The sequence below is a fragment of the Ensifer soli genome (assembly GCF_041928815.1).
Classification (GTDB): Bacteria; Pseudomonadota; Alphaproteobacteria; order Rhizobiales; family Rhizobiaceae; genus JBHFEI01.
In genome coordinates this window covers 284,241-309,634 of record NZ_JBHFEI010000005.1, presented here as the reverse complement: position 1 = coordinate 309,634, position 25,394 = coordinate 284,241, and the positions used below count along the sequence as shown (strand labels likewise).

Below are 25,394 nucleotides of genomic sequence, written 5' to 3'. Positions count from 1 at the left end.
AGCCGCGGCACGTCCTGTGCAGGGAAGGAAAAAACATGACGACACGGATCATCACCCCGGCAAGGGGCCTGACGCGGCGTTCGACGCTCATCGGCATGGGGGCTGCGGCGGGCGCGGGGCTTGTTGCCGGCGCGGCTCCCGGCTTCGTCCGCTACAGCCAGGCGCAGACCTCCGCGCCGATCCGCATCGGCCTGCAGCTGCACCGCACCGGCATCGGCGCCTCCTATGGCCGCTGGTACGACCGCGTGACGGCGGCGGCGGTGAAGCGCATCAACGAGGAAGGCGGCATCAACGGCCGTCCGGTCGAGATCGTCGTCGAGGACGACGGCACGGACCCCCGGCGCGGCGCCGAGGTGGTGGAGAAATTCGCCACCCAGCACAAGGTCGACGTGACCTACGGCACGCTCTTTTCCCACGTCGTCACCGGCTCGGCGCCGCGCGCGGGCGAACTGAAGATGCCCTATGTCGTCGTATCCGAGGGCTATCACGTCGCCTCCGGCGCGCTCAACCGCTACTGCTTCCAGCCGGGCATCACCGACGTGCGCTCGCAGGTCATGTCGATGGCGCCGTGGATCGCCGGCACTCTCGGCAAGAAGGTCACGATGATCTTCCCGGACTACGCCTTCGGCCATGACCATCGCGACTATTTCTCTGAAGCCATCAAGGCCCAGGGCGGCGAGGTGCTGGCGCTGATCGCCATCCCGCCGACGGAATCCTCCTTCACCCGCTATTTCCCGCAGATCCCGGCGGAGACCGAGGTGCTCTACCACGTCATGGTCGGGCCGGCGGTGCTGACCTTCGTGCAGGAACTCGGCCAGTTCTACGGCGCCAACCGGCCGCAGATCTTCGGCTTCATCGACAGTCTCGAGGCGGTCGACCTCGTCACCCCCCAGCTCGAATTCCTCGAAGGCACCTATTTCTGGGAGGGCATGCCGCGCTACGCCCAGAAGGACCAGACCGAGCACGACAAATTCTACCGCGCCGCCATCGGCGTCGACGACAACGGCGCGAGCACGGCGGATCCGAAGGACATCTCCACCTATGCCCACATGTTCGGCTGCTGGGAGACGCTGTTCGTCATCAAGCAGGCGATGGAGCTCAGCGGCTATTCCGGCCAGACGGCGAAGGACAAGCAGGGCTTCGTCGAGGCGATGGAATCGCTGACCCGCTTCGACGAGGGACGGGCGCATCCCCAAGGCGACAAGCTCTTCAACGGCCGGAACCACCAGTGCTACGGCCACCAGTACATTTCCAAGGTCGTCGACGGCCGGCTCGACGTGGTCCACAGGACGGCGATCGAGGACGGCCTTTACGAGGTGACCGCCGACTACACGACGATGCCGCTCTGACGGAGGGCGTTCCGGCCGGGATGCCGCTCCGGCCGGAGCCGGAGACGCGCGCTGTCGGGCACGGGCGAAACCGTCCGACGCGCCGTCACGGCGCCGCGATCCGCCGGCGCCGGCGATTTCATTTTCGCCGGATGTGCCCTACCTTCTCGTTTCCGAGGGCGCTGTCCGCCGGGGCGACCCTGCGCCGGCCTGATATGCGCTCGCTTCAACCGCCCGCCGGGCACATTGCCACAGGAGACCGGACGTGGCCTTCGGCCCATACTTGCTCCTCGCCACGCTGGAAGGGCTGGTGCAGGCGGCCGTGCTGATGCTGACGGCGCTGGGCCTGAGCCTCGTCTTCGGCGTCATGCGTGTCGTCAATGTCGCCCATGGCGAATTCTACATGCTCGGCGCCGTCGTCGCCTGGTTCGTGGCGGCGGAATTTCCCGGCCATCCGGCGCTCGGCTTCGCCGCCGCGCTCCTCGTCGCGCCGCTCGTCGTCGGCGCCCTCGCCCTCCTTGCCGAGCGCGCGGTCCTGCGCCGGCTGAACTACGATCCGGAAGCGACCATCGTCGCGACCATCGGCATGCTCTATATCCTCCAGCAGAGCGTGCTGATCCTGTTCGGCCCGGATGCGCGCCCGGTGCAGGCGCCCTTTTCCCTTCGCGTCCAGCTCCCCTGGTTCGGCTATTCCGGCTACAATCTCTTCGTCATCGCCGCCGCCTTCGCGCTTGTCGGCCTGTTCTGGTTCGTGCTGACGCGCACGCGCATCGGCCTCCTGATGCGCGCCACCCAGTTCGACCGCGAGACGGCGGAGGCCTTCGCCATCCCGGTCGGCCGCGTCTATGCCGGGGTGTTCGCCGCCGGCGCCATGCTGGCGGCCGTCGCCGCCGTGCTGATCGTGCCGATCCGGCAGGCGCATTACCTGATGGGGCTCGATCCGCTGCTGCTCTCCTTCATCGTCGTCATCATCGGCGGGCTCGGCAGCATCCGCGGCACGGTGATCGCGGCCCTCGTCATCGGCCTTTCCGACGGCATCGTCTCGGTGTTCTTCTCGCCGACGCTCGCCAAGATGATCTCGACGCTCGCCGTCGCCCTTGTGCTGGTGTTCAAGCCGGAGGGGCTCTTCGGAGTGAAGGCGCGATGAGGCTCAAGGTCCTTCTCCTCCATGCCGGCGTGCTTCTCCTGCTCTTCGCGCTGCAATTCGTGCTGCCGGCCTATCACCAACTCGCCCTGACGCGGATCATGGTGCTCGCCACCTTCGCCATGGGCTACAACCTGCTGTTCGGCTATACCGGGCTGCTCAGCCTCGGCCATGCGATGTTCTTCGCCGCCGGCCTCTACGGCGCCGGGCTTTCGGCCTATCATCTCGGCTGGAGCGTGCCGGCGGCCTTCCTCGCCGGCATCGCCGCCGGTGCCGCGCTGTCGCTCGTCATCGGCCTCGTCGCGCTGCGCACCAGCGGCGTCGCCTTCATGATCGTCACCATGATGTTCGCGCAGGTCGCCTATCTCTCGACGCTCTACTTCACCAACTACACGCGGGGAGACGAGGGGCTGGTCATGCCCGCCGCCGCCCGTGCCTTCACGCTTGCCGGCCATCGTTTCGACCTCACCGATCCGGCGCTGCGCTACAATCTCGCGCTCCTGCTGCTCGCGCTGACCATGGCGGTGGTGCTCGCCATCGTGAAGGGACCCTCCGGCCGGCCGCTGGTGGCGATCCGCGAGAACGAGCCGCGCACGCTGATGCTCGGCTACGACACGTTCCGGCTGAAGCTCAGGGCGCTGGTGCTCTCCGGCACGATCTCGGCGACGGCGGGTGCCGCCTACGCGCTCCTCTTTGCCTATGTCGGCTCGTCCTTCGCCGCGATCTCCTATTCGATCGACGCGCTGCTGCACACGCTGCTCGGCGGGGCCGGCACGGTGCTGGGTCCGCTTGTCGGCACGCTGGTGATGTTCTACCTCGTCGACCTGATCAGCGCCCATACCAGCGCCTACCTCCTGGTGACCGGCGTGGTGCTGGTCGCGCTCGTCCTCTTCTTCCCGAAGGGCCTGCTCGGGACGGTCCGGGAAAGGTGGCTGCCATGGCTGCCGTGACACTCCTGTCGACACGCGGGCTGACGCGCCGCTTCGGCGGGCTGACGGCGGTCGACGCCGTCGATTTCGACCTTGCCCAAGGGGAGATCCGCGCCCTGATCGGCCCGAACGGCGCCGGCAAGACCACCTTCGTCTCGCTTCTGTCGGGCCGCATCGCGCCCGACGCCGGCACCGTCACCTTCCTTGGCCGGGACATCACCACCGAGCCGGCGCACCGGCGCGTCGCCGCGGGCATCGCCTATACGTTCCAGATCACCAGCATCTATCCGCGCCTCACCGTCCTGGAGAACGCAGCCCTTGCGGCGCAGAGCGCCCTTTCCCGGAAAAACGGCCTTCTCGGCCGTGTGCCGGAGGCGACGGTCACCGCGCGGGCGGGCGCGGCGCTGGCACGCGTCGGCCTGTCGGAGCGCGCCGCCACCCCGGCGGGCGCCCTGTCCTATGGCCACCAGCGCCTGCTCGAGGTGGCGATGGGGCTCGCGCTCGAGCCGAGGCTCCTGATCCTCGACGAGCCGACCCAGGGGCTTGCCGACGGCGAGATCGAGGCCTTCTGCGTCCTCGTCCGCGAAATCGCGCGCGATGCCACCGTGCTCCTCATCGAACACAACATGCCGGTCGTCATGCGGCTCGCCGACCGCATCACCGTGCTCGACGGCGGCCGGGTTCTCGCCAGCGGCACGCCGGCCGAGATCCGCGCCGACGCCGCCGTGCAGGCGGCCTATCTCGGAGGGTGACCATGCTGACCATTGCCGGACTGGACGTCGACCATGGCGCGAGCCCGACGCTGAGGGACGTGTCGCTGACGGTCGCGGCCGGCGAGGTGCATTGCCTTCTCGGCCGCAACGGCGCCGGCAAGACGACGCTGCTGCGCGCCGTCATGGGGCTGATGCGGGCGCGCTCGGGCAGCATCCTGTTCGAAGGGCAGGAATTGACGGCGCTGCCGGCCCATGCGGTGCCGCGCCTCGGCATCGGCTATGTGCCGCAGGGTCGCCGCCTCTTTTCCGAACTGACGGTGCGGGAAAACCTCGAGATCGGCCTGATGGCGCGGCGGCGGCCGCGGGCGGCGCTGGAGGCTGCGCTCGCCCTCTTTCCGAGGCTTGGCGAACGGCTGGGCCAGGTGTCCGGCACGCTCTCCGGCGGCGAGCAGCAGATGCTCGCCATGGCGCGTGCGCTCTGCCTCGAACCGTCGCTGATCCTGCTCGACGAGCCGACCGAAGGGCTGATGCCGTCGATGATTTCGACGATCCGCCAAGCGATCGAAACGCTGCGCGGCGGGGGAAAGGCGATCCTGCTCGTCGAGCAGCGGGTCGATGCGGTGCTGTCCGTCGCCGACCGCGTGACCTTCCTTGAAAACGGCCGGACGCGGGCAAGTCTTCCGGCCTCGGCGCTCGGCGCCGATCCGTCGCTCCTGTCGCGCTATGTCGGGATCAGCTGATCTTCTGCAAGAGTTCGTAGAGCATCATCTGCTCGGCCGGCGTCAGCGGCTCCAGCGCCTTTTCGGTGATGGCGAAAGCGGGTCCGAGGTTGCGGCGGATCGCCGCGACGCCCTCGGGGGTGACGGAGAGGACACGGCGGCGCCCGTCCGTCTCGTCGGGCTCGGCCCGCACATAGCCGCGTAGCACGAGGCGATCGACCACGCCCTTGATGGTGGCGACATCGAGCGCGATCTCGCGGCCGAGCTTGTTCTGCGAACAGGGCTGCACCTCGTAGAGCTTGATCAGCGCCGCCCATTGCGTCGTCGTCAGCCGGTCGCCGATCATGCTGGTGAAGATGCCGACATAGCGCTGGTTGGCGAGGCGCAAATGGTATCCGACCTGCTCGAGGAGCCGGTACTCCTCGATCCTCGTCCTGTCGCGCTCCTCGCCCGCCGCTTGCTCCGTCACGCCGCGCCCGCCCTTTCGCTCCTGCAATTCCAGAGGTTTAGGCCCCGGCCGGCCGTGCCGCAAGCGGATTTCGCCACACAGGCGCAAACAATCGGGCCGCCCGACGTTCCCGCGTCCGGAGCGCGCTTGATCTCGGCGCCCGGTCTCCTTAAGCCCTGCCCCATGCCGTACCCGATCCCGAATCGGCGGCGCCGGGGTCCTTGCCCTCGGTTCCGCCCGACTGCCCCGTTGCGCCCTGCGCCGTCCAGCCCGGCGCAAGCCGTCGCGCCTAGCCTGCGGATCCTGCCGGAATGCAAGCCGGCCGCGACGGGACGAAGAGATGTCGAATGAATTCGAGCCGCAGGCCGGCCTTCACGAGAGCCTGCTGGCGCTCTACCTCGAGGAAAACGACGCCGATGCGCTGACCGACATCCTCGTCGGCGCGCTGACGGATGCCCATCGCATCCTCTGCGACGCGCTTCCGCAGCCGAGCGTCCACTGACGCCCTTGTCCCGATCGTCCCATCGCTCTCCAGGCGGCCTTCCACGCCTGTTGCAGGGATACATCTGGTATACCGAAAATCGCCTGAAGACGGCCGGGTCCCGTCTTTTGTGACGCCCGCACGCCGGACAAGGCTTGGGCGGGAGGGGTTGCGACGTTAAGCTCAGGCGACGATGCCTTCTCTGGACAATGCCATGCCCCGCGCTGATGCTTCCTCCCTTTCCTGCCGACCTTGCGCCGGACGCCCGGAATGACGGCGCTCACTCTCCTCCAGCCCGGGCTGATGATGACGGTGCAGGATCGCGGCCGGCTCGGCCTGCTGCGGTCCGGCGTCTCCCGCTCCGGTCCGATGGACGCCTCCGCCTTCGCGATCGCCAATGCGCTGGTCGGCAACGGCCCCGCGGCCGCCGCCCTCGAATTCGCCGTCATCGGCGGACGCCTCTCGGTCGACAGGCCGGTGCTGGTCGCCGTGACCGGGGGTGCCGTCGACATCCGCATCGACGGGCGTGCCGTGCCGGGCTGGGAGAGCCATCGGCTGTCGCCGGGCGAGGTTCTCTCGATCGGCGCGATGCGCGGCGCGGTCTGGGGCTATGTCGCGGTTTCCGGGGGCATCGACACGCCGCCGGTGCTCGGCGCCCGCGCGACGCATCTGCGCACCGCCGTCGGCGGCCTCGACGGGCGCGTGCTCGCGGGCGGCGACGTGCTGCCGCTCGGGGAGGGAGCGCCCGGGCCGGCGCGGCGCCTGACGGCGATCTGGCGCCGCAGCGGCGGGCCGGTGCGGGTGATCCCGGGTCCCCAGGCGGATCATTTCGACGCGGCCGGCTGGGCCGTCTTCCTTCGCCAGGCCTTTGCCGTCTCGTCCCGCCGCGACCGCATGGCCACGGTGCTCGAAGGGCCGCCGGTCGTCGCGGCGAAAGGGCACGACATCGTCTCCGACGCGACGCTCGCGGGCTCGATCCAGGTGCCCGGCTCCGGCAACCCGATCGTGCTGATGGCCGACCGGCAGACGACCGGGGGCTATCCGAAGATCGCCACGGTCGCCTCGGTCGACCTGCCGCGCCTGGCGCAGATGGTCACCGGTGCAAGGCTCCGCTTCGCCGCGATCGATCAGGCCGAGGGCGAGGCGCTTCTTCTGGCGGAACGCAAGGCGCTGGCCGACGCGATCGACAGCCTCGCCGCGTCATGAGGAGCCTCGGATGAAATGCCTGATCGTCCAGCCGGTCCATGCGGACGGCCTAGCCCTTCTGCGCGAGGCCGGCGTCGAGCCGGTCTCCTGTCCGTCGAGCGACATGGACACCGTCGCGCGCCTCGTGCCGGGCTGCGATGCCGCGATCACGCGCGACGCGGGCTTTTCCGCCGCCGCCTTTTCCGCCGCCGACAGGCTGCGCGTGGTCGTCGTCCACGGGGCCGGCCATGACGCGGTCGACAAGGAGGCCGCCAGCGCGCGCGGCATCCTCGTCTGCAACACGCCGGGGGCCAATGCCCGCTCGGTTTCGGAAATGGCGCTCGGTCTGGCGCTCGCCGCCGCCCGGCTCATTCCGGCGGCCGACCGGGCGGAGCGGGCCGGCGAGCACGGTTTCCGTGAGCGGGCCGGGACCGTCGAGCTTTCGGGCAAGACCGCGCTGATCGTCGGCTGGGGCGCGACGGGGGCCGGCCTCGGGCAGATGCTCGCTGCCGCGTTCGGCATGCGCGTGCTCGTCCATTCGCCGCGCGTTGCCGATCTCGGCGGTTTCGAACGCGCCCTCTCGCTGGAGGAAGGACTGGCGGCGGCCGACCTCGTCTCGCTGCACACGCCGCTCCGGCCCGAGACCCGCGGCCTGATCGGCCCGGCGGCGCTGGCGCGGGTGAAGCCCGGTGCCCTGCTCGTCAACACCGCCCGCGCCGGTCTCGTCGACGAGGCGGCCCTCGCCGAGGCGATCGCGGACGGCCGCGTCGCCGCCGCCGGCCTCGACGTCTATTCCCACGGCGCGCCGCAGGGGCCGCTCGCCCGCTCCGGCCGGGTGATCTTCACGCCGCATCTCGGCGGCGCAACGGGCGAAGCGCTGCGCCGCGTCGCCATCGGCAGCGCCCGCAACGTGCTCTGCGCCCTTGCCGGCACCCGGCCGGCGACGGCACTCAACCTGCCGGACTGGAGCCTCGCATGACCGATCCCGTCCGCGACACGCTCGAACGGCTGCTTGCGCGGATCAACGCGATCTCCGCCCCCGGCCCCGGCTTCACCCGCCCCTCCTACAGCCCGCTCGAAAGCGCCGCGCACGGTGTCGTGGCCGAGGCCGCCGGGCGGCTCGGGCTCGACGTCGGCCGCGATGCCGCGCTCAACCTCTTCGCCCGCCTGAAGGGGCGCGACCGCGATGCGCCGGCGCTGCATGTCGGCTCGCATCTCGACACGGTTCCGGCCGGCGGCGCCTTCGACGGGGCCGCCGGCGTCGCCGCCGCGATGGCGCTCGCCGCGCTCTTCGTCGAAAGCGGGGAGCCGCCGCCGGTCGATCTCGTCGTCACGGCGACGCGGGCGGAGGAGAGCGTCTGGTTTCCGGTGTCCTATGCCGGTGCGCGCGCCGGTCTCGGCCGGCTCCGGCCGGACGAGCTTGCCGCGCCGCGCGCCGACAGCGGCCGGTCGCTCGCCGATCACCTGCGCGAGGAGGGCGGCGATCCGGAGGCGGTGCTGGCCGGTTCCGGCCTGCCGCCCGCGACCTTCCTCGAATTCCACATCGAGCAGGGGCCGGTGCTGGCGGCGGCCGGCGAGGCCTTCGCCCTCGTCACCGGCGTACGCGGGGGATTGCGCTACCGCGCCGCCCGGATCGACGGCGTCTGGGCCCATTCCGGCGGCGCGCCCCGTCATCTGCGCGCCGACGCCGTCTTCGCGCTCGCCGATCTCGTCACGGCGCTCGACCGGCACTGGGGACGGGTGCTCGACGAGGGCGGCGATCTCGCCGTGACCGTCGGCCGCGTCGATGCGGCAAGCCCCGACCACGCCTTCGCCAAGGTGCCGGGCCGGCTCGATTTCTGCCTCGACCTGCGCAGCGACGACGCGGCCCTGCTCGATGCCTTCGACGGTGTCCTGAGGCGGGAGATCGGCGCGATCGAGGCCGCGCGCGGCGTGCGCGTCATCCTCGGGCCCGCCTCGCGCAGCGAGCCCGCGCCTCTGTCGCCGGCGCTGATCGACGGGCTCATACGGGCGGCGGGCGGCATGCCGCCGCGCCGGATGCTCTCCGGCGGCGGGCACGACGCGGCCGCCTTCGCCGCCGCCGGCTGGCAGGCCGGCATGGTGTTCCTGCGCAACTGGAACGGCAGCCACACTCCCGACGAGGCGATGGACCTCGACGACCTCGCCGAGGCCGTCCGCCTCGTCCATGCCGCCTTTCGCGACGGTCAGATCGCCGCGCCGCGCGCCCGCCCGATATAGATCTCGCGCAGCCTGCCGGCGACCGGGCCGATCGTCCCGTCGCCGACCGGCGTGCCGTCGATGCGGGTGACGGCGGTGACGAAGGAGGTGGCGGAGGTGATGAAGGCCTCGGCGGCCGCCTTCGCCTCGTCAAGGGTGAAGGCGCGCTCCTCCAGCCGGTAGCCGGCTTCACCGACGAAATGCAGGACCGCCTTGCGGGTGATGCCGTGCAGGATCGCGTTCGACAGCGGCCGGGTGACGAGGGTCCGGTCGCCGGTGACGATCCAGGCATTGGCGGAGGACGCCTCGGTGACGACGCCGTCCTCGACGAGGAAGGCATCGTCGGCGCCGGCCTTCACCGCTTCCTGCTTGGCGAGCGAGGGATAGAGGAGCTGCACCGTCTTGATGTCGCGCCGACCCCAGCGGATGTCGGGCAGGCTGATCACCGAAAGGCCGCGCCGGGCAAGCGGGCTGTCGATCACCACCTTTTCCTGCGTGAAGAGGAGGATGCCGGGCGGCGTCGCGGCCGGCGGGAAGGCGAAGTCGCGGTCGGCGACGCCGCGCGAGACCTGCAGGTAGATCAGGCCTTCCTTAAGGCCGTTGCGGTCCACGAGCTGCCGGTGGATCGAGAGCAGCGTCTCGCGGTCGACGCCGGCCGGCGTCATCGACAGCGCCTCGAAGGAGCGTTGCAGCCGGGCCATGTGACCGTCGAAATCGACGAGCCTGCCGTCGAGCACGCAGGTCACCTCGTAGACGGCGTCGGCGAAGAGGTTGCCGCGATCGAAGATGGAGATCCTCGCCTGCGATTCGGCGCAGTAGTCGCCGTTGACATAGACGATGCGTTCGGTGCTGCTCATGTCGGTCATTCCTGAGGTGGGATCGAAACGGTCAATAGCCGCGCCGGCGGTCGACGGTGGCGGGAAGGGATCCGGTGGCGCGGAACGCACGGATGTTTCCGGCGACGATCGCCGCCGCCGTGTCGCGGTCGGTCGGGGCGGAGATGTGCGGCAGGACGGTCACGGAAGGATGCGCCCAGAACGGATCGTCGGCCGGCAGCGGCTCCACGTCGAAGACGTCGAGCACGGCATGCCTGAGCGTGCCGGCGTCGAGGGCTGCGATCAGGTCCGGCGCGACCAAGACCGGCCCGCGGGCGAAATTGATCAGGCAGGCGCCTTTTGGCAGGTGCCGCAGCACGGCGCCGTCGACGCGGCCGCGCGTCTGCGCCGTCAGCGGCAGCAGGCAGACGAGGATGTCCGTCGAGGACAGCATCGCCTTGAGGCCCTCCTCGCCCGAAAAGGCGGCGACGCCGTCGAGGTGTTTTTCCGTCCGGCTCCAGCCCTGCACCCGGAAGCCGGCCTCGATCAGCCGGCCGGCGGCGGCGGCCCCGAGCGTGCCGAGCCCGAGCAGGGACACCGTCGTGTCGCCGGCGCGGCGGTAGGGCAGCGGGTTCCAGCGCCGCTCCCGCTGCTGGCGGGCATAGTCCGGCATGTCGCGGAAGAGGTAATAGGTCCAGGCCAGCACCGCCTCCGCCATCGTCGCGCTCAGCTGCGGATCGACCAGGCGGACGATCGGCACAGGCAGGTCGGCGAGCTCCAGCACCAGCCGCTCGACGCCGGCCCAGAGGCTGTGGATCCAGACGAGGTTCGGCAGGGCCGAAACCTCGGCCGGGTCGGGATTGGCGACGATGGCGATGTCGACGCGCGCCCGCGCAGCCACATCAAGGTCGCGGAACGGGACGATGGTTTCGTCCGGCAGCGCCGGGCGGAGCCGGTCGAGCCAGGCGTTTTCCGCCTCCGCGCCGGCGCGGGTGACGAGGGCGATCAGGCGCTGCATGGGCGATCCTCCGGGGAAGGGTGAAACGGGAGGCGGAAGGGACGGACGGCGATACCGGCCGCGTCGAGCTTGTCGCGCAGCCGGCGGGCGATGTCCACCGCCCCTTGCGTGTCGCCATGGATGCAGAGCGTGTCGGCGCTGACCGGCAGCCTTTTGCCGCCGACCGTGGGGACATGGCCGTCGAGCACCATCGACAGCACCTGGCGCAGGCTTTCCTCGGGATCGTGGATCACCGCGCCGGCGAGCCCGCGCGGCATCAGCATGCCGTTATCGGCATAGCGCCGGTCGGCATAGACCTCGCAGACGACGGTGACGCCGGCCGCCTCCGCCGCCCGCATCAGGGCGGAATAGGGCATGGCCACCAGCGCCAGCGTCGGGTCGACGGCGCGGAGCGCGCCGACGCAGACGGCGGCGAGCGCCGGATCTTCCGCCGCCATGTTGCCGAGCGCACCGTGGGTCTTCACATGGGTGATCGGCCAGCCGAGGCTGTCGGCCATCACCTTCACCGCGCCGATCTGGTAGACGAGCTGCGCCTTGAGATCCTCCGGGCGCTCGCCCATGATCCTGCGGCGGCCGAAACCGTAGAGGTCCATGAAGGAGGGATGGGCGCCGACGGCGACGCCTGCCGCCTTCGCCAGGGCGAGCGTCGCGCCGATGACCGGCGGATCGCCGCCATGGAAGCCGCAGGCGACATTGGCGCTCGTGATCAGCGGCATCATCGCCGCGTCGTCGCCGATCCGGTGAGCGCCGAAGGATTCGCCCATGTCGCAGTTGAGGTCGATGCTGGCCGTCATGGTGAAACCATTCCCGTCGCGACGGGTGGGACCGGCAGGAAGCCCCGGTTTTCTGGAAATACCTCGGGTATACCAAGAGCGCCTGTGCTATGCGAGAGGATATCCGCCTGCTGCGGCAGGTCGGGCGACATGTGGACACGAGCGGAGGCGAGACGGGGATGCAGCGGGCGGGCGGACAGGCGGCGAGTTCGGCGGATGATCCGGTGGTGCTGCCGGCGGGCGACCAGGCGATCGTCCTCGAATTCGGCACGGCGATCGACCCGGAGATCAATGCCCGCGTGGTCGCGCTCGACCGCGCGCTGGCGCGAAGGCCGGTCGCCGGCATCGTCGAGACGGCGCCGACCTACCGCTCGCTGATCGTCTGCTACGATCCGGAAGTGACGCGCGGCGCCGATCTCGGCCGCCGCTTGGTCGAGCTCAACCGGACGATCGAGGCGGGGCGTGAGGCGGCCCGCCTCTGGCACGTGCCGGTGCTCTACGGCCATGAGGCCGGCCTCGATTTCGAGGCGATGGCGCAGATGAAGGGGATCACGACGGACGAACTCGTCGCCCTTCATTCCGGCGCCACCTACCAGGTCTACATGATCGGCTTCACGCCCGGCTTCGCCTATCTCGGCGGCCTGCCGGAGATCCTGCACACGCCGCGGCTGAAGGTGCCGCGCCAGCTGACGCCGGCCGGCGGCATCGGCATCGGCGGCATGCAGGCCTCGGTCAATTCCGTCGCCTCGCCGAGCGGCTGGCGCTATCTCGGCCGGACGCCGCTGAAAAGCTTCGACACGCGGAGAGAGATGCCCTTCGTCTTCGAGGCCGGCGACCGCATCCGCTTCCATCCGGTCGGTCCCGCCGAGGCCCGGCGCCTCGATGCGCTGAGCGAGAAGGGCGAGATCTGCGCCGAATGCGAAGAGGCGTAGGCCAGCGCCGGCGAGGCAGGGCCGTCGGGCGGCCGGGATGCTCGGAGGTTTCCCCTTCACCGGACCGGCCTACCTGGCGAAGACGCCGTCGAAATCCTTGAAACCCTTCACCTCGATCGGGTTGCCGCTCGGATCGAAGAAGAACATGGTGCGCTGCTCGCCGGGCTCGCCCTCGAAGCGGACGACGGGAGGAATGTCGAAGGCGATCCCCGCCTCCTCCAGACGCGCCGCCAGCGCGAACCAGTCGTTAAGCGGCAGCACCACGCCGAGATGGGGCATCATCACCAGGTGGTCGCCGACCTTGCCGGTGCGGGTGGTCTCGAACGGCGTGCCGAGATGCAGCGAGATCTGGTGGCCGAAAAAGTCGAAATCGACCCAGGTGTCGGTGCTGCGGCCTTCCTCGCAGCCGAGCACGCCGCCATAGAAGCGGCGGCAGTCGTCGAGGTCGTTGACGTGGTAGGCGAGGTGGAAGAGCGAGCGCATGGGGCTTGTCCTTGTCATGGAGTTCAGGCGGAAACGGGCTGATCAGATCTCGCTCAGCTTGTCGATGATGCTGGTCTTCACATTGTCGATATGGCCGCGGATGCCGTTTCTGGCCGCCTCCGCGTCGCCGCGCCGCAGCGCGTCGATGATGGCGAGATGTTCGCGATGGCCGACCTCGAAACGTTCCGGCACGCGGAACATGTTGAACATGTGCGTCTTCAGCCGCAGCGTCTCGATCATGCCGGCGAGGACGGCATTGCCGCTGTACTGCGCGATCATGCCGTGGAAGCGGCTGTCGATGCGCCAGTCGTCCTCGGCGGTCGGCGTGTCGCTGGCGAGCAGCAGGATGATGTCGCGTTCGCTGGCGTCGAGCTCGGCGGGCGGGATGCGGCCGATCGAAAGCCGCGTCGCCTCCATCTCGAGGACGGCGCGCACATGCAGCGTCTCGATCAGCTCGCGGGTGGAGAAGGCCTTGACCACCAGGGCGCGGCCCGGCGTGCGGTCGAGAAAGCCCTCGTTCTCCAGCCGGTTCAGCGCGTGGCGCAGCGGCGTGCGCGAGATCTTCAGGAACTCGGCGAGCGGGCGTTCCTGCAGCACCGTGTTGACCGCCAGTTCCCGGCGGATCATCATGTCGAGCAGGCGCTCATAGGCCATTTCGCCGAGGCTGCTCACCTTCTCGTCACCGAAGATCTCCGGTGCCGTGTCGCCGGGGCTTGCCATGCGTCTCTCCCGTTCCGTCATCCCCGGGCACCCATAGCGATGCCCGGGCCCCTGGTCAGCCCTTATTCGATCGTCCGGATCGGTTCCTTCGGCGCCGGATCGATGCCGATCAGATCGGTGGTCAGCGTCGCATAGGTGCCGTCCGCCGTCATGTCGGCGAGCGCCTTGTTTACGGCGGCCACGAGGTTCGGCTTGCCCTTCTTGAAGGGAAAGCCCTTCTGCACGTGGCTGACATAGTCGTCGGTCATCTTCAGCGGCATGTTCGCGGTCTTGATCGCATAGGCGGCGGCGATCGCGTCGGTGATGACGGCGTCGACATTGCCGTTGACGAGATCCTGCATCGCGTCCGATTCCGCCTTGTAGCCCTTGACCGTCGCGCCCTTCTCCTCGGCGATCGCCGTCCAGCTGGAGGCGACCAGCGCGCCGACCGTGCGGCCCTTGAGGTCGGCGGCGCTCTTGATGTCGGACCCCGTGCCGACGACGACCCGGCCGCCCGATTCCAGCCAGCCGTCGGCGAAGGCGACCTGCTGCTGGCGCTTCTCGGTGATGTCCATCGCGGCGCTGATCACGTCATACTGGTCGGCCTCGAGCCCGACGAGCAGCGAATCCCATTTGATCAGCACGGGCACGTATTCGAGGTCGAGGCGCTTCGCCACCTCCTTCATCACGCGGATCTCCAGCCCGTCCAGCGTGCCGTCCGGCGCGCGCATGCTGAAGGGCGGATAGGTACCCTCGGTCGCGACCTGGAGCTTTCCGGCCTCGAGGAGTTCGAGGTCGGCGGCCGCGGCGGCGGAGGAAAGGGCTGCGGCGGCAAGGGCCGCGAGCGCGAAGGCGAATGTCTTCAGTGTCATCTGTCTGTTCCCTTGTTGTTGTCTGTCGTCATTCTGCATGCGGCCGGACGGCTCGGGACCGCCCGGAAGCGAGGAGGGCGAGAAGCTCGGCCATGACGGTGGCGGCGAGCAGCGCGGTGATCTGGCCGGGCCCGTCATAGAGCGGGTTCACCTCGACGACGTCGCAGCCGACGAGGTTGATGCCATGCAGCGCGCGCAGGAGCTTCAGCGTCTCGCGCGCCGTCGGCCCGCCGGATTCCGGCGTCTGCACGCCCGGCGCGGCCGCGGGATCGATCACGTCCATGTCGAAGGTGAGGAAGGCGGGGCGACCGGCGGTGCGCGCGGCGATCCGGTCGGCGAGCGCGGCAAAGCCGATCTCGAACATCTCGTCGGTGGTGACGACGTCGTAGCCGAGCTCGATCGACTGGCTGATGTCGGTGGCGCGGAACAGCGATCCGCGCAGGCCGATCTGGATCGAGCGATGCGGATCGACGATGCCCTCCTCGACGGCGCGGCGGAACGGCGTGCCAGCGCTGTACTGTTTGCCGGCGAAATATTTATCCCAGGTGTCGCTGTGGGAATCGAACTGGATCAGTGCCAGCGGCCCGTGTCTGGCCGCGACCGCCCGCAATTCGGCGAGCGTCACGGAATGGTCGCCGCCGATGCCGCAGGGCACGATGCCGGCCTCGACGAGGGCGGCGACCGACTGCCCGATGCGCTCGAGCGATTCGACCTCGTAGCCCGGCACCACCGCGGCATCGCCGACATCGGCCATGCGCAGCGCCTCGAAGACGTTGAGATTGCCGCGATAGGGGTTGATCGGCCGGAGCATGATCGACATGGCACGCACCGCGTTCGGCGCGAATCGGGCCCCGGTGCGGAACGGCGCGCCGGAATCGGAGGGCAGGCCGATGATGGCGGCGTCGAGCCCTTCAAGGGTCGTTGCCTGCGGCAGGCGCATGAAGGTCGGCACGCCGCAGAAGCGGGGGGTTTCAAGCGAGTCGATCGGCAGTACGGACATGGCGGTTCCCGGTGAAGATCAGCGCTGGACGGCGTAGCGCCGTTCCAGGAAGGCGGCGAGCTGGGTCAGGATGGTGGTCAGAACCAGGTAGATCAGCGCGACGGCGATGTAGAAGTCGAAGGGGCGGAAGGTCGCGGCGATCAGCGTCTGGGCGTAGAGCGTCAACTCGACCACGGTGATGGTCGACAGCAGCGAGGTGTTCTTCAGCGTGGCAATCGCCTCGTTGGTGAGCGAGGGCAGGATGATGCGGAAGACCTGCGGCAGGATGATGCCGCGCATGGTGTCCGCCGGGCTGAAGCCGAGCGCCAGCGCCGATTCCGTTTGGCCGCGCGGGATGGCGGAAAGGCCGGAGCGGATGATCTCGGCGACGTAGGCGCCGCTGTTGATGCCGAGCGCCAGCACGCCGGCGGCAAAGGGCGACAGCCGGATTCCGACCTGCGGCAGGCCGAAATAGATGATGAAGATCTGGATCAGCGTCGGCGTGCCGCGGACGAACCAGATGTAGAAGCCGGCCATCGCGCGCAAGGTCCGGTTCGCCGACGCGTGGCCAAGGGCGGCGGCGAGGCCGGCGATCCAGCTGACGAGGATGGTGGCGAAGGTCAGCCAGAGCACGGTCCAGGCCGCGTGGAGGAAGCCGGGGCCGTAGATGCCGGTCTCTTCGATCAGCCGCTCCATCAGTGCGGTCCCCTGCCGGCGGCCGCACCCGGCACGAGGTCGTCGCGCAGGATGCGGTGCAGGAACTGGCGCAGGCGGTCGCTTTCCGGCGCGCGCAGCACGCTCGCCGGGTCGCCGCTCTCGGCGATGACGCCGCGATCGAAGAAAAGCACGCGGCTCGACACGTCGCGGGCGAAGGCGATCTCGTGGGTGACGAGCAGCATCGTCATGCCCTCGGCGGCGAGCGAGGCCATCAGCACCAGAACCTCGTGCACCAGTTCGGGATCGAGCGCGGAGGTCACCTCGTCGAAGAGCATCAGCTTCGGCCGCATCGCCAGCGCCCGGACGATGGCGACACGCTGCTGCTGGCCGCCGGACAGGCGGTTCGGATAGGTGTCGCGCTTCTCCAGGAGGCCGATGCGCGCGAGCAGCGCCTCCGCCTCCTCGGTCGCCGCGCGGCGCGTGAGCTTGCGCAGCCGCATCGGCGCGTAGACGACATTGTCGAGGACGGTCATGTGCGGCCAGAGATTGTAGCTCTGGAACACCATGCCGATCCGGCTGCGCAGCGCCTGCAGCTGGGCGGGCTGCGGGTAGAAGCGCGACTCCCTGCAGAAGTCGAATTCCGCGCCGTCGAAGATCATCGTGCCGGATTGCGGCATTTCCATCGCGTTGATCGCCCGCAGGAAGGTGCTCTTGCCCGAGCCGCTCGCGCCGATGATCGAGACGACCTCGCCGGCCTCGACGTCGAGCGAGACGCCCTTCAGCACGGCGTTCTCGCCGAAACTCTTGCGGATGTCGCGCAGGCTGAGGAGCGGGCCGGCGGCACTCATCGGCGCGCCTCCGCCGGGGACGCGTCGAGGATGTCGCAGGCGATGTCGCGCGGCCTGCGTTCGGCACCGTTGATCGGCGTCACGTCCTGCGGGCAGGCCGACAGCACGAGGACGATGTCCATCTCGGCCCTCAGCGTCACGTGGTCGCCGGGCTTCGAAGCCGGCGGCACGCGGTCGACCCGGCCGTCCGGGGCGACGGGCACGTTCATGAAGAGGTTGAGGGAGGCCGGCGTGAAGGGCAACGTCAGGCCGAGCGCGCCGATCGCCTCGTGGAAATTGTCGGTGCAGCTGCGATGGTAGCCCTCGCATTTCAGTTCGCGGTAGATGGCCGCGTTGCAGGGGCAGAGCAGCGTGTCGTGGCGGCCGGGCGAGGTGTCCTCGACGAGCGTCGCCATCGGCCGGCGCACGGTGCTGACGCAGGCCATCGCGCGCTCGACGAAGATGTTGCTGTTGACGGAGCGCGTGTGTTCCATCGAGGCGTATTCGAAGGGATCGTCCGCGGAGAGCATCCAGGTGTCGACCACCTGCGATCCGTGGATGTTGCGGATGCGCGCCTGCTGGCCCCGGCGCAGGCGGAAGGCCATCCCCGTGCCCGCCGGAACGATGTGCCGCTCTCCGTTCATGCCGATCCTTCCCTAAGGGTGCGATGTGCGGACATTTGACGACTATGCTCGCGTGCCGCTCGGATAGTCTTGAGCGTTCACGGAGAAACATCAATCTAGACTGGAGATTATCTGGTATACCGAGGGAATTCAACATAATTTTCATCTATATTTAGATTGTTATTTCGGCATTCTGCCCAGACTTTGTGCGGCGGATTGCGCAGCTCTTGGGCATCACGAGCCGGGTGGCCTGCGTCCGGAGGCGTGTCGTCGTCTTGCTGCCTCAGTCTCCATCAAAATCGGCCGTCACCCCGCGAGGAGGTTGCCTTGGCGTATGAGTCGCCGTTAATTGACGCATCGCGGGAGCGCAGGGCCGTCCTTGTCGCCGGGAGGCGCGTGTGAAGGGCATGGATCAGTCGATCGCAAACCGGGATCTCGACAGGCGCGACGTCATTCTGGCGGCGGGCCTTGCCTATGCCGCGTTCGCCCTGCTCGGCATCGCGATCCAGGAAAGCGCCGAACCCCTCTCCTCCCTCTGGCTCGCCAATGCCACGGCTGTCGGCATCCTGTGGGACCGGCGGGAGGCGCGTTTCGGCGGTATCGCGGCCGTCGGCGCGGCAAGCCTCGCCGCCAATCTGCTGATGGGGCACACGCTCGCGCCCTCCGTCTTCTTTTCCGCCGTCAACCTCGTCGACGTGACGGCGGGGCTCCTGCTTTCGGAACGCGTCGTGCGGGTCACCCCGTCCGCGCCCCTGACGCCGCTCGGCTTTCTGGCGCGGGTCGTGATCGTCGGCTTCGTCGCGCCGGCGCTCTCCGGTCTTGTGGCGATGGTGCTCGGTCGCGCCGCCGGCTTCCCGGCCGGTTCGGGTTTCTTCATCGACTGGTGGCTCGGGGCAGCCCTCGGCGCGATCGTGATCCTGCCCGTCCGCCTTGCGCTGACGCGCGAGGCGGTGCGGGAGCTCCGCCGGCCGCGGGCGCTCGCGGGACTGGTGTTCTGGACCTTCGTCTGCGCGTTGACCGCCTCCCTCTCCCTCACCCATCTTGCCTATCCCTTCATCGTCATGCTGCTGCCGCTTTTGCTGGCGGCCCTCGTGACGGGCCCGCTCACCCTCGCGATCGCGGCGGCCACTTGCGTCACCGCCATCGTCGGGATCGGCTGGCTCGACATGCACAGTCCGCCGGCCTTTCAGGCCTATCCGCTGCGGGGAAACCTGCATGTCTTCGCAGCGCTCGTCGTCGTGGCGCCGGTGACGGCGAGCATCCTGATGGACACGCTGCGCCAGCAATACCGGCGCCTGCGCGAGATCGAGAGCCGCTGGGCTGTGGCGCTCGAGAGCGGCAACCAGGGGGTCTGGGATTTCGACGCCGGGACCGGGTCGACCTACACCTCGCCGGTGTGGAAGCGCATGCTCGGGCTTGCCGACGACGCCGTCGGCGGGCATCCGGACGCCTGGCTCGCCTTTCTCCACCCGGACGATGCCGGACGCGTGCGCGAGGCGCATCGGCGGTCCATCGAGGAAGGTGACGACGCCTACGAGGAAACCTTCCGCATGCGGCATGCCGATGGGCGCTGGATCTGGATCCTCGACCGGGCGCGCGTCATCGAGCGCGACGTCGCCGGTCGCGCCCGCCGGATGATCGGCACCCATACCGACATCACCGCGCAGAAGGAGGCCGAGGAACAGCTGAGGCTCCTGTCCCGGCGCATGCAGCTTGCCACCCGCGCCGGGGGCGTCGGCATCTGGGAATGGAACGAGACGCGCAAGCACCTCACCTGGGACGACCAGATGATGGCGATCTATGGCATCGACCGGGCCGGGTTCACCGGGACGGCGGCCGACTGGGAGGCGCGCCTCCATCCCGACGACCGCGAGCGCAGCATCGTCGAGTCTGAAAGGGGCCTCAGACACGGGACGCTGGTCGATTCGGAATTCCGCATCGTGACACCGGCGGGACAGGTCCGGACGGTGCGGTCGCTGTCTTCGCGCGTGACGCTGCCGGGGGTGGGAACCCTGCTCATCGGCTGTACCTGGGACATCACCCCGGCCAAGAAGGCGGAGGAACGGCTGCGGCTCGCCAATGAGAGCCTCGGCCATTTCGCCGCGATCGCCGCGCATGATCTCCAGGCGCCGCTGCGCCACATCGCGCTGTTCGCCGGCCAGCTCGACGACGACATCGGTGCGACGCTTGGCGGCGAACAGCGCGATGCGCTGCGCCATATCGCCGCCAGCGCCGAGCGGCTGCGCGTCCTCGTGAAATCCCTCCTGGCCTTCTCCGCCACCACCGATCCGCAACCTGTCTGCGCGCCGGTCGCGCTGCGCACGGTGGTGGATGCGGCGATCGCCCATCTCTCCGCCGAGATCGTCGCAAGCCGCGCCCGCATCGATATCGGCTGGCTGCCGGTCCTGCCTGTCGATGCGGTGCTGATGACCCAGGTGTTCCAGAACCTCATCGGCAATGCGCTGCGCTACGGCCGGCCCGAACGGCCGCTGATCCTCATCCGCCATGACGAGGACCGCGGCTTCCATCTCCTCTCCGTCACCGACGACGGACCGGGCATCGATCCCGCCGGCGCCGAAACGATCTTCGAGCCCTTCGTCCGGATGCCGGGCGCGGGACCCGGCGGGCTCGGCATCGGCCTTTCGCTCGTCCGGCGCATCGTCCAGGCCCATGGCGGCCGCGTCTTTCTCGACACGGACCACCGGCCCGGCTGCCGCATGGTCGTCGGTCTGCCGTCGCCGGCCGACGGTCGCGGGATGCCGGCCTCCCTGACGGCGGGCGAGGAGGCCCTGTCGCCATGACCACGGACGGGCGGACCGATCCGCCGCCATCCGCGAGCATGCCCGCCGTGGCGACAGGCGCCGAAGCCGGCCCGCTGTTGCCGCGCCTCGCCGATTACGACGCGCTGTACCGTGCGTTTGCCTGGCGGCTGCCGGCCCGCTTCAACATCGGCCGCGCCGTTAGCGACGACTGGGCCCGCCGTGACCCGGGCCGCGTCTGCCTGGAGCATTTCAGCCCGGACGGCGCCCATGCGCGCCTCACCTATGGCGAGTTTTCCGCGCGTTCCTCCTCGCTCGCCCATGGGCTGGCGGCGGCGGGCATCGGCCGCGGCGACCGGGTGGCGATCTTCCTGCCGCAGGGGTTCGAGGCGGCGATCGCCCATGCGGCGATCTACAAGCTCGGCGCCATCGCCCTGCCGCTGGCGCTGCTCTTCGGCGTCGAGGCGCTTGCCTTCCGGCTCGCCCATGCCGAGGCGCGCGCCATCGTCACCAGTCCCTTCGGCTTTGAAAAATTGTTGTCCGTGCGCGCCGACTTGCCGCATCTCGAAACGGTGGTCGTCGCCGGCACCGGTGCTGCGGCCCCGGAGGGGGCCTCCTCCTTCGAGGCGCTGGCGGGCGGCCATCCCTCCACCTTTCCGGTGGCCGACACGACGCCGGACGATCCGGCGATGATGATCTACACTTCGGGCACGACCGGCCCGCCGAAGGGCGCGCTGCATGGCCACCGCGTCCTTCTCGGCCATCTCCCGGGCTTCGAGTTCCACCATGATTTCCCGCCGCAGCCGGGCGACCGCCTGTGGACGCCGGCCGACTGGGCCTGGGCGGGCGGCCTGCTCAACGCGCTGCTGCCGGCGCTCTCTCTCGGCATTCCGGTCGTGTCCTCGCCCGGGCAGAAGTTCGATCCCCTTCTCGCCTTCCACATTCTGGAGGAGATGGAGATCCGCAACGCCTTCATCCCGCCGACGGCACTGCGGCTGATGAAGGCGGTCGAGGCCCCGCGCGACCGCTTCCGGCTGGTGCTGCGCAGCATCGGCTCGGCCGGCGAGATGCTCGGCCGCGAGACCGTCGACTGGGCGCGCGCGGCGCTGGGGCTGACCGTCAACGAGTTCTACGGCCAGACCGAATGCAACATGGTCCTGTCCTCGGCGGGCGCGCTCGGCGTGGCGAAGCCCGGCGCGATCGGCAAGGCGGTGCCCGGCCACCGCGTCGCCGTGATCGGCCGCGACGGACAGGTTCTGCCGCCGGGCGCCGTCGGCGAGATCGCCGTCGCCCGGCCGGACCCGGTGATGTTCCTCGGCTACTGGCGCGACGAGGCGGCGACGACGGCGAAATTCATCGGCGACTGGATGACGACCGGCGACCTCGCCACCATGGACGCGGACGGCTACGTCACCTTCTTCGGCCGCAACGACGACGTCATCACCTCGTCCGGCTACCGGATTGGTCCGGGCGAGATCGAGGACTGCCTCGCCGGCCATCCGGCCGTTCAGATGGCGGCGGCGGTCGGCAAGCCCGATCCTGTGCGCACCGAGATCGTCAAGGCCTATGTGCTGCTGAAGCCCGGCCACGTGCCGGGCGAGGCGCTCGCGCAGGAGATCCGCCAATGGGTGCGCCTGCGCCTGTCGCAGCACGAATATCCGCGCGAGATCGCCTTCGTCGACGCCCTGCCGCTGACGACCTCCGGCAAGGTCATCCGCCGCATCCTGCGCGACGCGGCGGCCGCGGAGGAGCCGGGGCCGCGCGAAAACGGGTGATCCGCGTTCCGGCGGGAGGAGAGGTGCGCCCGGCCTGCCCGGTGAACACGAGGATCACCCGACATGCTCCTGCGTTCCGTTTTCGAACGCGCCGTGCCGCGCCGGATCGATCCCGCTTCGGCCGGACATGCGCTCTCTCCTTTTGTTTCGCCGCATTGTCCGACGCCGAAGCGATCCCGCTTCGGCTGGACATGCTCTAGCGCCGGGCGAGGGCGCGGATCTTGTCGCGCAGCAGCCGGGCCATGTTGCGGGTGTTGCGGTAGAGATGGAGCTGGCCGGCGACCTGGCGCACGTCGCGGTCGCGGTTCTGACCGAGGCCGACCACCAGCGTTCCCATCTCGTCGCGCTCCTCCCAGAAGCGGCTCATCACCGGATGGTCGGGCACGGCGCAGCTGTCGGAGCGCATGATGTTGGCATCGTCCAGATGCCATTCGGTCAGCTCGCTGACGAGGAGCTTGCCGGGCGAGAACTTCGCGTAATCCTCGTTGAAGGCGGTTTTCCAGGTATAGGCATCGCCGCCCATCAGGAAGACGATCATCGAGGCGATCGCGGTGCCGTCGACGTCGAGCGTGTGGATGCGGACGCTGTCGGTCTCGGCGAGGTTGGTGATCGCCTCGCGGGCGAAGGCGGCGCGGTAGCGGTCCATCACCATGGCGCTGCGCTGGCGGCCCTTCCAGCCGCTCGCCTCCAGCGCCAGGAATTCCTCCATCCGGACGCGGATCTCGGCCGGGTTGCGGGCGACGTTGTAGCGGACCTCGCCCTTCGATTCGAGCAGGTGCCACTGGCGGCGCAGCTCGCGCAGATGCGAGGGGCGGATCGCCTTGCGCAGGTAGCTCGGCCCGTCCTCGAGGCTGTCGAGCATCGGCCGCTGATAGGTGTTGGTCACCGTCAGCGGCAGGTTGCGGCCGATGGCGACGGCGCGGGCGAGCTGGGCGAACTTGCCCTTCAGGCGGATGTCGGGCAGCACCAGCACGCCCGGCAGGCCCGCGTCCCGGCTGGCGAGCGCCTCGTAGAGATTGTCGACCGTCTCGGCCGCGTCTTCCGCGTCGAGAAGCGGTACGCCGAGCGGGCCGAAGGGATTGGCCCAGCCGCGGATGATCGGGCTGCCGATCGAGAAGCCGGGCTTTTCCACCGAGAACGGCATCAGGAAGCGGATGCGGCCGCTTTTCTCCTTGACGTCGCGGATCAGCGCCAGCCGGATCACGCGGTCTTCCAGCCGCGGCATGGCCGGGGCGAGGAAGCGGCCGGTGAAGAACACGTTCGGTTCGAGGGCGCGGTTGGAGAGGAAGTCGAGCTCCTGCTGCAGGTCGTAGCCGGCCTTGGCCGGGTAGACGCAGAACTGGCGTCCCGGGCGGCCGACGGCGACGCTCGTCTCGGCCTCCGGCGTCGCCATGGGCGGCGCGGCGAAGCTCGCGATCAGGCGGCTGGTGCGGCTGTCGGGATCGGCGGGATTGACGGGCGGTGACATCATCTTGGTCCGGCCTCCGTTGTGCGGGCCATGGCGTTCGGATTGGCAAAGGCGAAGAGCACGATGCCGAAGGTATGGCGCACGGCGAGATGCAGAAGGATCGCCTCGACCATCAGCGCGCCCGCGCCGGCGGCGGCGGCACCTTCCAGGCCGAAGCGCGGGATCAGCACCATGTTGAGCGCGATGTTGACGGCGAGCGCCACCGCATAGAGCGGCACGCAGAGATTCTGGTGGCCGGCCATGGTGAGGAATGCCTCGCCCGGCCCGACCAGCGCCTTCGCCATGATGCCGGCGAAGAGGATGACCATCACGACATAGCCTTCGGTGAAATCCGGCCCGAACAGCGACAGGAGGAACGGTCCGGCGGCAAGGACCGAGAGGCCGACGCCGAGCGAGGGCCAGAATGTCCAGCGCGCGCTCTCGACGGCGATGACGGCGAGCTGCCGGCGGTCCGGATCGGCCATGGCGGCGGAAAAGCGCGGCGCCACGGCCGCCTTCACCGAGAACATGACGAAATGGACGAGCGCCATCGTCTTGGCGGCGGCGAAATAGACGCCGACGCGGTCTGGCTCCAGATAGAGGCCGACGACGACGGTGTCGGAATTGGTGAGCAGGAAGCCGAAGGCCTCGACGACGAAGATCGGTACGGCCGCCTTGAGCCAGAGGGCGAATTCGAGGCTGCGCGGCCCCTGCTCGTAGCGCCGTTCGAGCCGGCGCGTCAGGATCAGGAACTGCGTCACCGTGGTGAGGTAGGTGGCGCCGAGCGCCGCCGCCATGGCGGTCGCGGCGGTGTGCGGCTCGCCGAGCGACACGGCGAGCACCATCAGCACCAGAATCAGTACGGGACGGATGATGTAGGTGGGGCTCAGCGCCTGCACCGGCCAGCTGTGCGCCCGCGCTGTGCCCTCCATGATGTCGCCGAGCGCGACCATCGGCAGGCAGAAGAGGGCAAGGAACAGCGGCGCGACGTAATAGGCCTCGATCAGCGGCGCGAGGAGATGCAGTGCGGCGAGGCCGACCACCATCAGTCCGGTCGCCGAGACGAGGGCGAAGATGCGGGTGGCGGTCGTCAGGCCCCGGATCTCGGCAACCGCGTCGCGGGCGTGGTAGAGCGGCAGGAAGCGGATGATCGCCGAGTGGAAGCCGAGGCAGGACAGGTTGCCGAAAAGGACGGCGAGCACCCAGACGAAGACGAAGATGCCGTATTCGAAGCCGCCCATCATGCGGGCGAGGATGATCTGCGAGACGAAGGCGATGGCCGCGCTCACCACGCGGATGGCGAAGGCGACGAGCGCCATGCGCTGGGCGAGGTGCCGGGGATCGCTGCTGCGGATCAGCGCCGGCAGCTTGCGCAGCACAGGCGAAAGCCGCGCCCGCATCACCGCGGGCAGGATCCGTTCCGCCGATTGAAACACCGCCATGAGCAAGACAGCCCCGCGCCAAACGCATCACCAGAGCCGTAGTCATGCCAGAGCCGAGTTAACAAATCATAGGAAGGTGCTGCAATCTTTTCGGGATTTTCCTTTTATGAACCCGTTTTGAGGGTATTT

General features: G+C 69.3%; 25 protein-coding genes. 12 read left to right on the top strand and 13 right to left on the bottom strand.

Features of this window, described 5'->3' with window-relative positions; all coding sequences use genetic code 11:
* The first annotated feature begins 35 nt into the window (after window positions 1-35).
* The 5 genes from ACEVQ6_RS10290 (at window position 36) to ACEVQ6_RS10270 (ending at window position 4,854) form a co-directional block, all read left to right on the top strand.
* Window positions 36-1,349: an ABC transporter substrate-binding protein gene (locus tag ACEVQ6_RS10290; protein WP_374888874.1), complete on the top strand. Its 1,314-nt coding sequence runs from the start codon at window positions 36-38 to the stop codon at window positions 1,347-1,349.
* Between the two features lie 244 nt (window positions 1,350-1,593).
* A complete protein-coding gene (locus ACEVQ6_RS10285; RefSeq protein ID WP_374888873.1) occupies window positions 1,594-2,475 on the top strand; it encodes a branched-chain amino acid ABC transporter permease in 882 nt (293 codons plus the stop codon).
* A complete protein-coding gene (locus ACEVQ6_RS10280) occupies window positions 2,472-3,422 on the top strand; it encodes a branched-chain amino acid ABC transporter permease (RefSeq protein ID WP_374888872.1) in 951 nt (316 codons plus the stop codon). The genes ACEVQ6_RS10285 and ACEVQ6_RS10280 overlap by 4 nt, the downstream gene beginning before the upstream one ends.
* Window positions 3,410-4,153, top strand: coding sequence for an ABC transporter ATP-binding protein (locus tag ACEVQ6_RS10275; protein ID WP_374888871.1), 744 nt, complete (start codon window positions 3,410-3,412; stop codon window positions 4,151-4,153). Before ACEVQ6_RS10280 ends, ACEVQ6_RS10275 begins: the two co-directional genes overlap by 13 nt.
* A 2-nt stretch (window positions 4,154-4,155) precedes the next feature.
* Window positions 4,156-4,854: an ABC transporter ATP-binding protein gene (locus tag ACEVQ6_RS10270; protein ID WP_374888870.1), complete on the top strand. Its 699-nt coding sequence runs from the start codon at window positions 4,156-4,158 to the stop codon at window positions 4,852-4,854.
* Here ACEVQ6_RS10270 and ACEVQ6_RS10265 read toward each other — a convergent pair.
* Window positions 4,847-5,302, bottom strand: coding sequence for a MarR family winged helix-turn-helix transcriptional regulator (locus ACEVQ6_RS10265; RefSeq protein ID WP_374888869.1), 456 nt, complete (start codon window positions 5,300-5,302; stop codon window positions 4,847-4,849). The genes ACEVQ6_RS10270 and ACEVQ6_RS10265 overlap by 8 nt on opposite strands.
* 319 nt (window positions 5,303-5,621) lie before the next feature.
* Here ACEVQ6_RS10265 and ACEVQ6_RS10260 point away from each other — a divergent pair, with 319 nt between their 5' ends.
* The 4 genes from ACEVQ6_RS10260 (at window position 5,622) to ACEVQ6_RS10245 (ending at window position 9,185) form a co-directional block, all read left to right on the top strand.
* Window positions 5,622-5,783, top strand: a complete 162-nt coding sequence (locus tag ACEVQ6_RS10260) for a hypothetical protein (protein ID WP_374888868.1) — start codon at window positions 5,622-5,624, stop codon at window positions 5,781-5,783.
* Window positions 5,784-6,032: 249 nt separating this feature from the next.
* Window positions 6,033-6,968: a 5-oxoprolinase subunit C family protein gene (locus ACEVQ6_RS10255; protein WP_374888867.1), complete on the top strand. Its 936-nt coding sequence runs from the start codon at window positions 6,033-6,035 to the stop codon at window positions 6,966-6,968.
* 10 nt (window positions 6,969-6,978) lie between these two features.
* Entirely contained in the window at window positions 6,979-7,926 is a 948-nt protein-coding gene (locus tag ACEVQ6_RS10250; RefSeq protein ID WP_374888866.1) for an NAD(P)-dependent oxidoreductase, read from the top strand.
* Window positions 7,923-9,185 (top strand): hydantoinase/carbamoylase family amidase, encoded by a 1,263-nt coding sequence (locus ACEVQ6_RS10245; protein ID WP_374888865.1) that lies wholly within the window; start codon window positions 7,923-7,925, stop codon window positions 9,183-9,185. Before ACEVQ6_RS10250 ends, ACEVQ6_RS10245 begins: the two co-directional genes overlap by 4 nt.
* Here ACEVQ6_RS10245 and ACEVQ6_RS10240 read toward each other — a convergent pair.
* Genes ACEVQ6_RS10240 through ACEVQ6_RS10230 form a run of 3 tightly spaced genes read right to left on the bottom strand, consistent with a single transcriptional unit; the run spans window position 9,152 to window position 11,791 of the window.
* Window positions 9,152-10,021, bottom strand: coding sequence for a D-amino-acid transaminase (locus ACEVQ6_RS10240; RefSeq protein WP_374888864.1), 870 nt, complete (start codon window positions 10,019-10,021; stop codon window positions 9,152-9,154). The two genes, ACEVQ6_RS10245 and ACEVQ6_RS10240, sit on opposite strands and share 34 nt — an antisense overlap.
* Before the next feature lie 31 nt (window positions 10,022-10,052).
* Window positions 10,053-10,997 carry a 2-hydroxyacid dehydrogenase gene (locus tag ACEVQ6_RS10235; protein WP_374888863.1) on the bottom strand — a complete coding sequence of 315 codons (945 nt, stop codon included), beginning with the start codon at window positions 10,995-10,997 and terminating at the stop codon, window positions 10,053-10,055.
* The gene (locus ACEVQ6_RS10230) at window positions 10,985-11,791 is read right to left on the bottom strand and encodes a LamB/YcsF family protein (protein ID WP_374888862.1); all 807 of its coding nucleotides are present in this window, start codon (window positions 11,789-11,791) and stop codon (window positions 10,985-10,987) included. Before ACEVQ6_RS10230 ends, ACEVQ6_RS10235 begins: the two co-directional genes overlap by 13 nt.
* Before the next feature lie 131 nt (window positions 11,792-11,922).
* On the opposite strand from ACEVQ6_RS10230, the gene pxpB reads away from it, so the two are divergent.
* Entirely contained in the window at window positions 11,923-12,702 is a 780-nt protein-coding gene (gene pxpB / locus ACEVQ6_RS10225; RefSeq protein ID WP_374888861.1) for a 5-oxoprolinase subunit PxpB, read from the top strand.
* A gap of 69 nt (window positions 12,703-12,771) precedes the next feature.
* Here pxpB and ACEVQ6_RS10220 read toward each other — a convergent pair whose 3' ends face one another.
* The 7 genes from ACEVQ6_RS10220 to ACEVQ6_RS10190 all read right to left on the bottom strand — a co-directional run bounded on the left by ACEVQ6_RS10220 (window position 12,772) and on the right by ACEVQ6_RS10190 (window position 17,863).
* On the bottom strand, window positions 12,772-13,185 hold the full coding sequence (locus ACEVQ6_RS10220; RefSeq protein WP_374888860.1) for a VOC family protein: 414 nt from the start codon (window positions 13,183-13,185) through the stop codon (window positions 12,772-12,774).
* Window positions 13,186-13,227: 42 nt separating this feature from the next.
* Entirely contained in the window at window positions 13,228-13,905 is a 678-nt protein-coding gene (locus ACEVQ6_RS10215; protein WP_374888859.1) for a GntR family transcriptional regulator, read from the bottom strand.
* Between the two features lie 62 nt (window positions 13,906-13,967).
* Window positions 13,968-14,756, bottom strand: coding sequence for a transporter substrate-binding domain-containing protein (locus ACEVQ6_RS10210; protein WP_374888858.1), 789 nt, complete (start codon window positions 14,754-14,756; stop codon window positions 13,968-13,970).
* A gap of 28 nt (window positions 14,757-14,784) precedes the next feature.
* Entirely contained in the window at window positions 14,785-15,756 is a 972-nt protein-coding gene (speB, locus tag ACEVQ6_RS10205; RefSeq protein WP_374888856.1) for an agmatinase, read from the bottom strand.
* 18 nt (window positions 15,757-15,774) lie between these two features.
* A complete protein-coding gene (locus ACEVQ6_RS10200) occupies window positions 15,775-16,431 on the bottom strand; it encodes an amino acid ABC transporter permease (protein WP_374888855.1) in 657 nt (218 codons plus the stop codon).
* Window positions 16,431-17,240, bottom strand: coding sequence for an amino acid ABC transporter ATP-binding protein (locus ACEVQ6_RS10195; protein ID WP_374888854.1), 810 nt, complete (start codon window positions 17,238-17,240; stop codon window positions 16,431-16,433). Before ACEVQ6_RS10195 ends, ACEVQ6_RS10200 begins: the two co-directional genes overlap by 1 nt.
* On the bottom strand, window positions 17,237-17,863 hold the full coding sequence (locus tag ACEVQ6_RS10190) for a DUF1989 domain-containing protein (protein ID WP_374888853.1): 627 nt from the start codon (window positions 17,861-17,863) through the stop codon (window positions 17,237-17,239). The genes ACEVQ6_RS10195 and ACEVQ6_RS10190 overlap by 4 nt, the downstream gene beginning before the upstream one ends.
* Window positions 17,864-18,249: 386 nt before the next feature.
* Here ACEVQ6_RS10190 and ACEVQ6_RS10185 point away from each other — a divergent pair, with 386 nt between their 5' ends.
* Together ACEVQ6_RS10185 and ACEVQ6_RS10180 are read left to right on the top strand one after the other, a co-directional pair.
* Entirely contained in the window at window positions 18,250-20,643 is a 2,394-nt protein-coding gene (locus ACEVQ6_RS10185) for a PAS domain-containing protein (RefSeq protein ID WP_374888911.1), read from the top strand.
* A gap of 74 nt (window positions 20,644-20,717) precedes the next feature.
* Entirely contained in the window at window positions 20,718-22,376 is a 1,659-nt protein-coding gene (locus tag ACEVQ6_RS10180; RefSeq protein WP_374888910.1) for an AMP-binding protein, read from the top strand.
* A gap of 196 nt (window positions 22,377-22,572) precedes the next feature.
* On the opposite strand, the gene ACEVQ6_RS10175 is transcribed toward ACEVQ6_RS10180, so the two are convergent.
* Together ACEVQ6_RS10175 and ACEVQ6_RS10170 are read right to left on the bottom strand one after the other, a co-directional pair.
* Window positions 22,573-23,844: a GNAT family N-acetyltransferase gene (locus ACEVQ6_RS10175; protein ID WP_374888909.1), complete on the bottom strand. Its 1,272-nt coding sequence runs from the start codon at window positions 23,842-23,844 to the stop codon at window positions 22,573-22,575.
* Window positions 23,844-25,265 (bottom strand): lipopolysaccharide biosynthesis protein, encoded by a 1,422-nt coding sequence (locus ACEVQ6_RS10170; RefSeq protein ID WP_374888852.1) that lies wholly within the window; start codon window positions 25,263-25,265, stop codon window positions 23,844-23,846. Before ACEVQ6_RS10170 ends, ACEVQ6_RS10175 begins: the two co-directional genes overlap by 1 nt.
* Window positions 25,266-25,394 lie beyond the last annotated feature (129 nt).

Coding starts and splice junctions, on each gene's coding strand:
- ACEVQ6_RS10290 (WP_374888874.1), top strand. CDS start 36: ATGACGACACGGATCATCACCCCGGCAAGGGGCCTGACGCGGCGTTCG.
- ACEVQ6_RS10280 (WP_374888872.1), top strand. CDS start 2,472: ATGAGGCTCAAGGTCCTTCTCCTCCATGCCGGCGTGCTTCTCCTGCTC.
- ACEVQ6_RS10275 (WP_374888871.1), top strand. CDS start 3,410: ATGGCTGCCGTGACACTCCTGTCGACACGCGGGCTGACGCGCCGCTTC.
- ACEVQ6_RS10270 (WP_374888870.1), top strand. CDS start 4,156: ATGCTGACCATTGCCGGACTGGACGTCGACCATGGCGCGAGCCCGACG.
- ACEVQ6_RS10260 (WP_374888868.1), top strand. CDS start 5,622: ATGTCGAATGAATTCGAGCCGCAGGCCGGCCTTCACGAGAGCCTGCTG.
- ACEVQ6_RS10255 (WP_374888867.1), top strand. CDS start 6,033: ATGACGGCGCTCACTCTCCTCCAGCCCGGGCTGATGATGACGGTGCAG.
- ACEVQ6_RS10250 (WP_374888866.1), top strand. CDS start 6,979: ATGAAATGCCTGATCGTCCAGCCGGTCCATGCGGACGGCCTAGCCCTT.
- ACEVQ6_RS10245 (WP_374888865.1), top strand. CDS start 7,923: ATGACCGATCCCGTCCGCGACACGCTCGAACGGCTGCTTGCGCGGATC.
- ACEVQ6_RS10240 (WP_374888864.1), bottom strand. CDS start 10,021: ATGAGCAGCACCGAACGCATCGTCTATGTCAACGGCGACTACTGCGCC.
- ACEVQ6_RS10235 (WP_374888863.1), bottom strand. CDS start 10,997: ATGCAGCGCCTGATCGCCCTCGTCACCCGCGCCGGCGCGGAGGCGGAA.
- ACEVQ6_RS10230 (WP_374888862.1), bottom strand. CDS start 11,791: ATGACGGCCAGCATCGACCTCAACTGCGACATGGGCGAATCCTTCGGC.
- ACEVQ6_RS10220 (WP_374888860.1), bottom strand. CDS start 13,185: ATGCGCTCGCTCTTCCACCTCGCCTACCACGTCAACGACCTCGACGAC.
- ACEVQ6_RS10215 (WP_374888859.1), bottom strand. CDS start 13,905: ATGGCAAGCCCCGGCGACACGGCACCGGAGATCTTCGGTGACGAGAAG.
- ACEVQ6_RS10210 (WP_374888858.1), bottom strand. CDS start 14,756: ATGACACTGAAGACATTCGCCTTCGCGCTCGCGGCCCTTGCCGCCGCA.
- speB (WP_374888856.1), bottom strand. CDS start 15,756: ATGTCCGTACTGCCGATCGACTCGCTTGAAACCCCCCGCTTCTGCGGC.
- ACEVQ6_RS10200 (WP_374888855.1), bottom strand. CDS start 16,431: ATGGAGCGGCTGATCGAAGAGACCGGCATCTACGGCCCCGGCTTCCTC.
- ACEVQ6_RS10195 (WP_374888854.1), bottom strand. CDS start 17,240: ATGAGTGCCGCCGGCCCGCTCCTCAGCCTGCGCGACATCCGCAAGAGT.
- ACEVQ6_RS10190 (WP_374888853.1), bottom strand. CDS start 17,863: ATGAACGGAGAGCGGCACATCGTTCCGGCGGGCACGGGGATGGCCTTC.
- ACEVQ6_RS10185 (WP_374888911.1), top strand. CDS start 18,250: ATGGATCAGTCGATCGCAAACCGGGATCTCGACAGGCGCGACGTCATT.
- ACEVQ6_RS10175 (WP_374888909.1), bottom strand. CDS start 23,844: ATGTCACCGCCCGTCAATCCCGCCGATCCCGACAGCCGCACCAGCCGC.
- ACEVQ6_RS10170 (WP_374888852.1), bottom strand. CDS start 25,265: ATGGCGGTGTTTCAATCGGCGGAACGGATCCTGCCCGCGGTGATGCGG.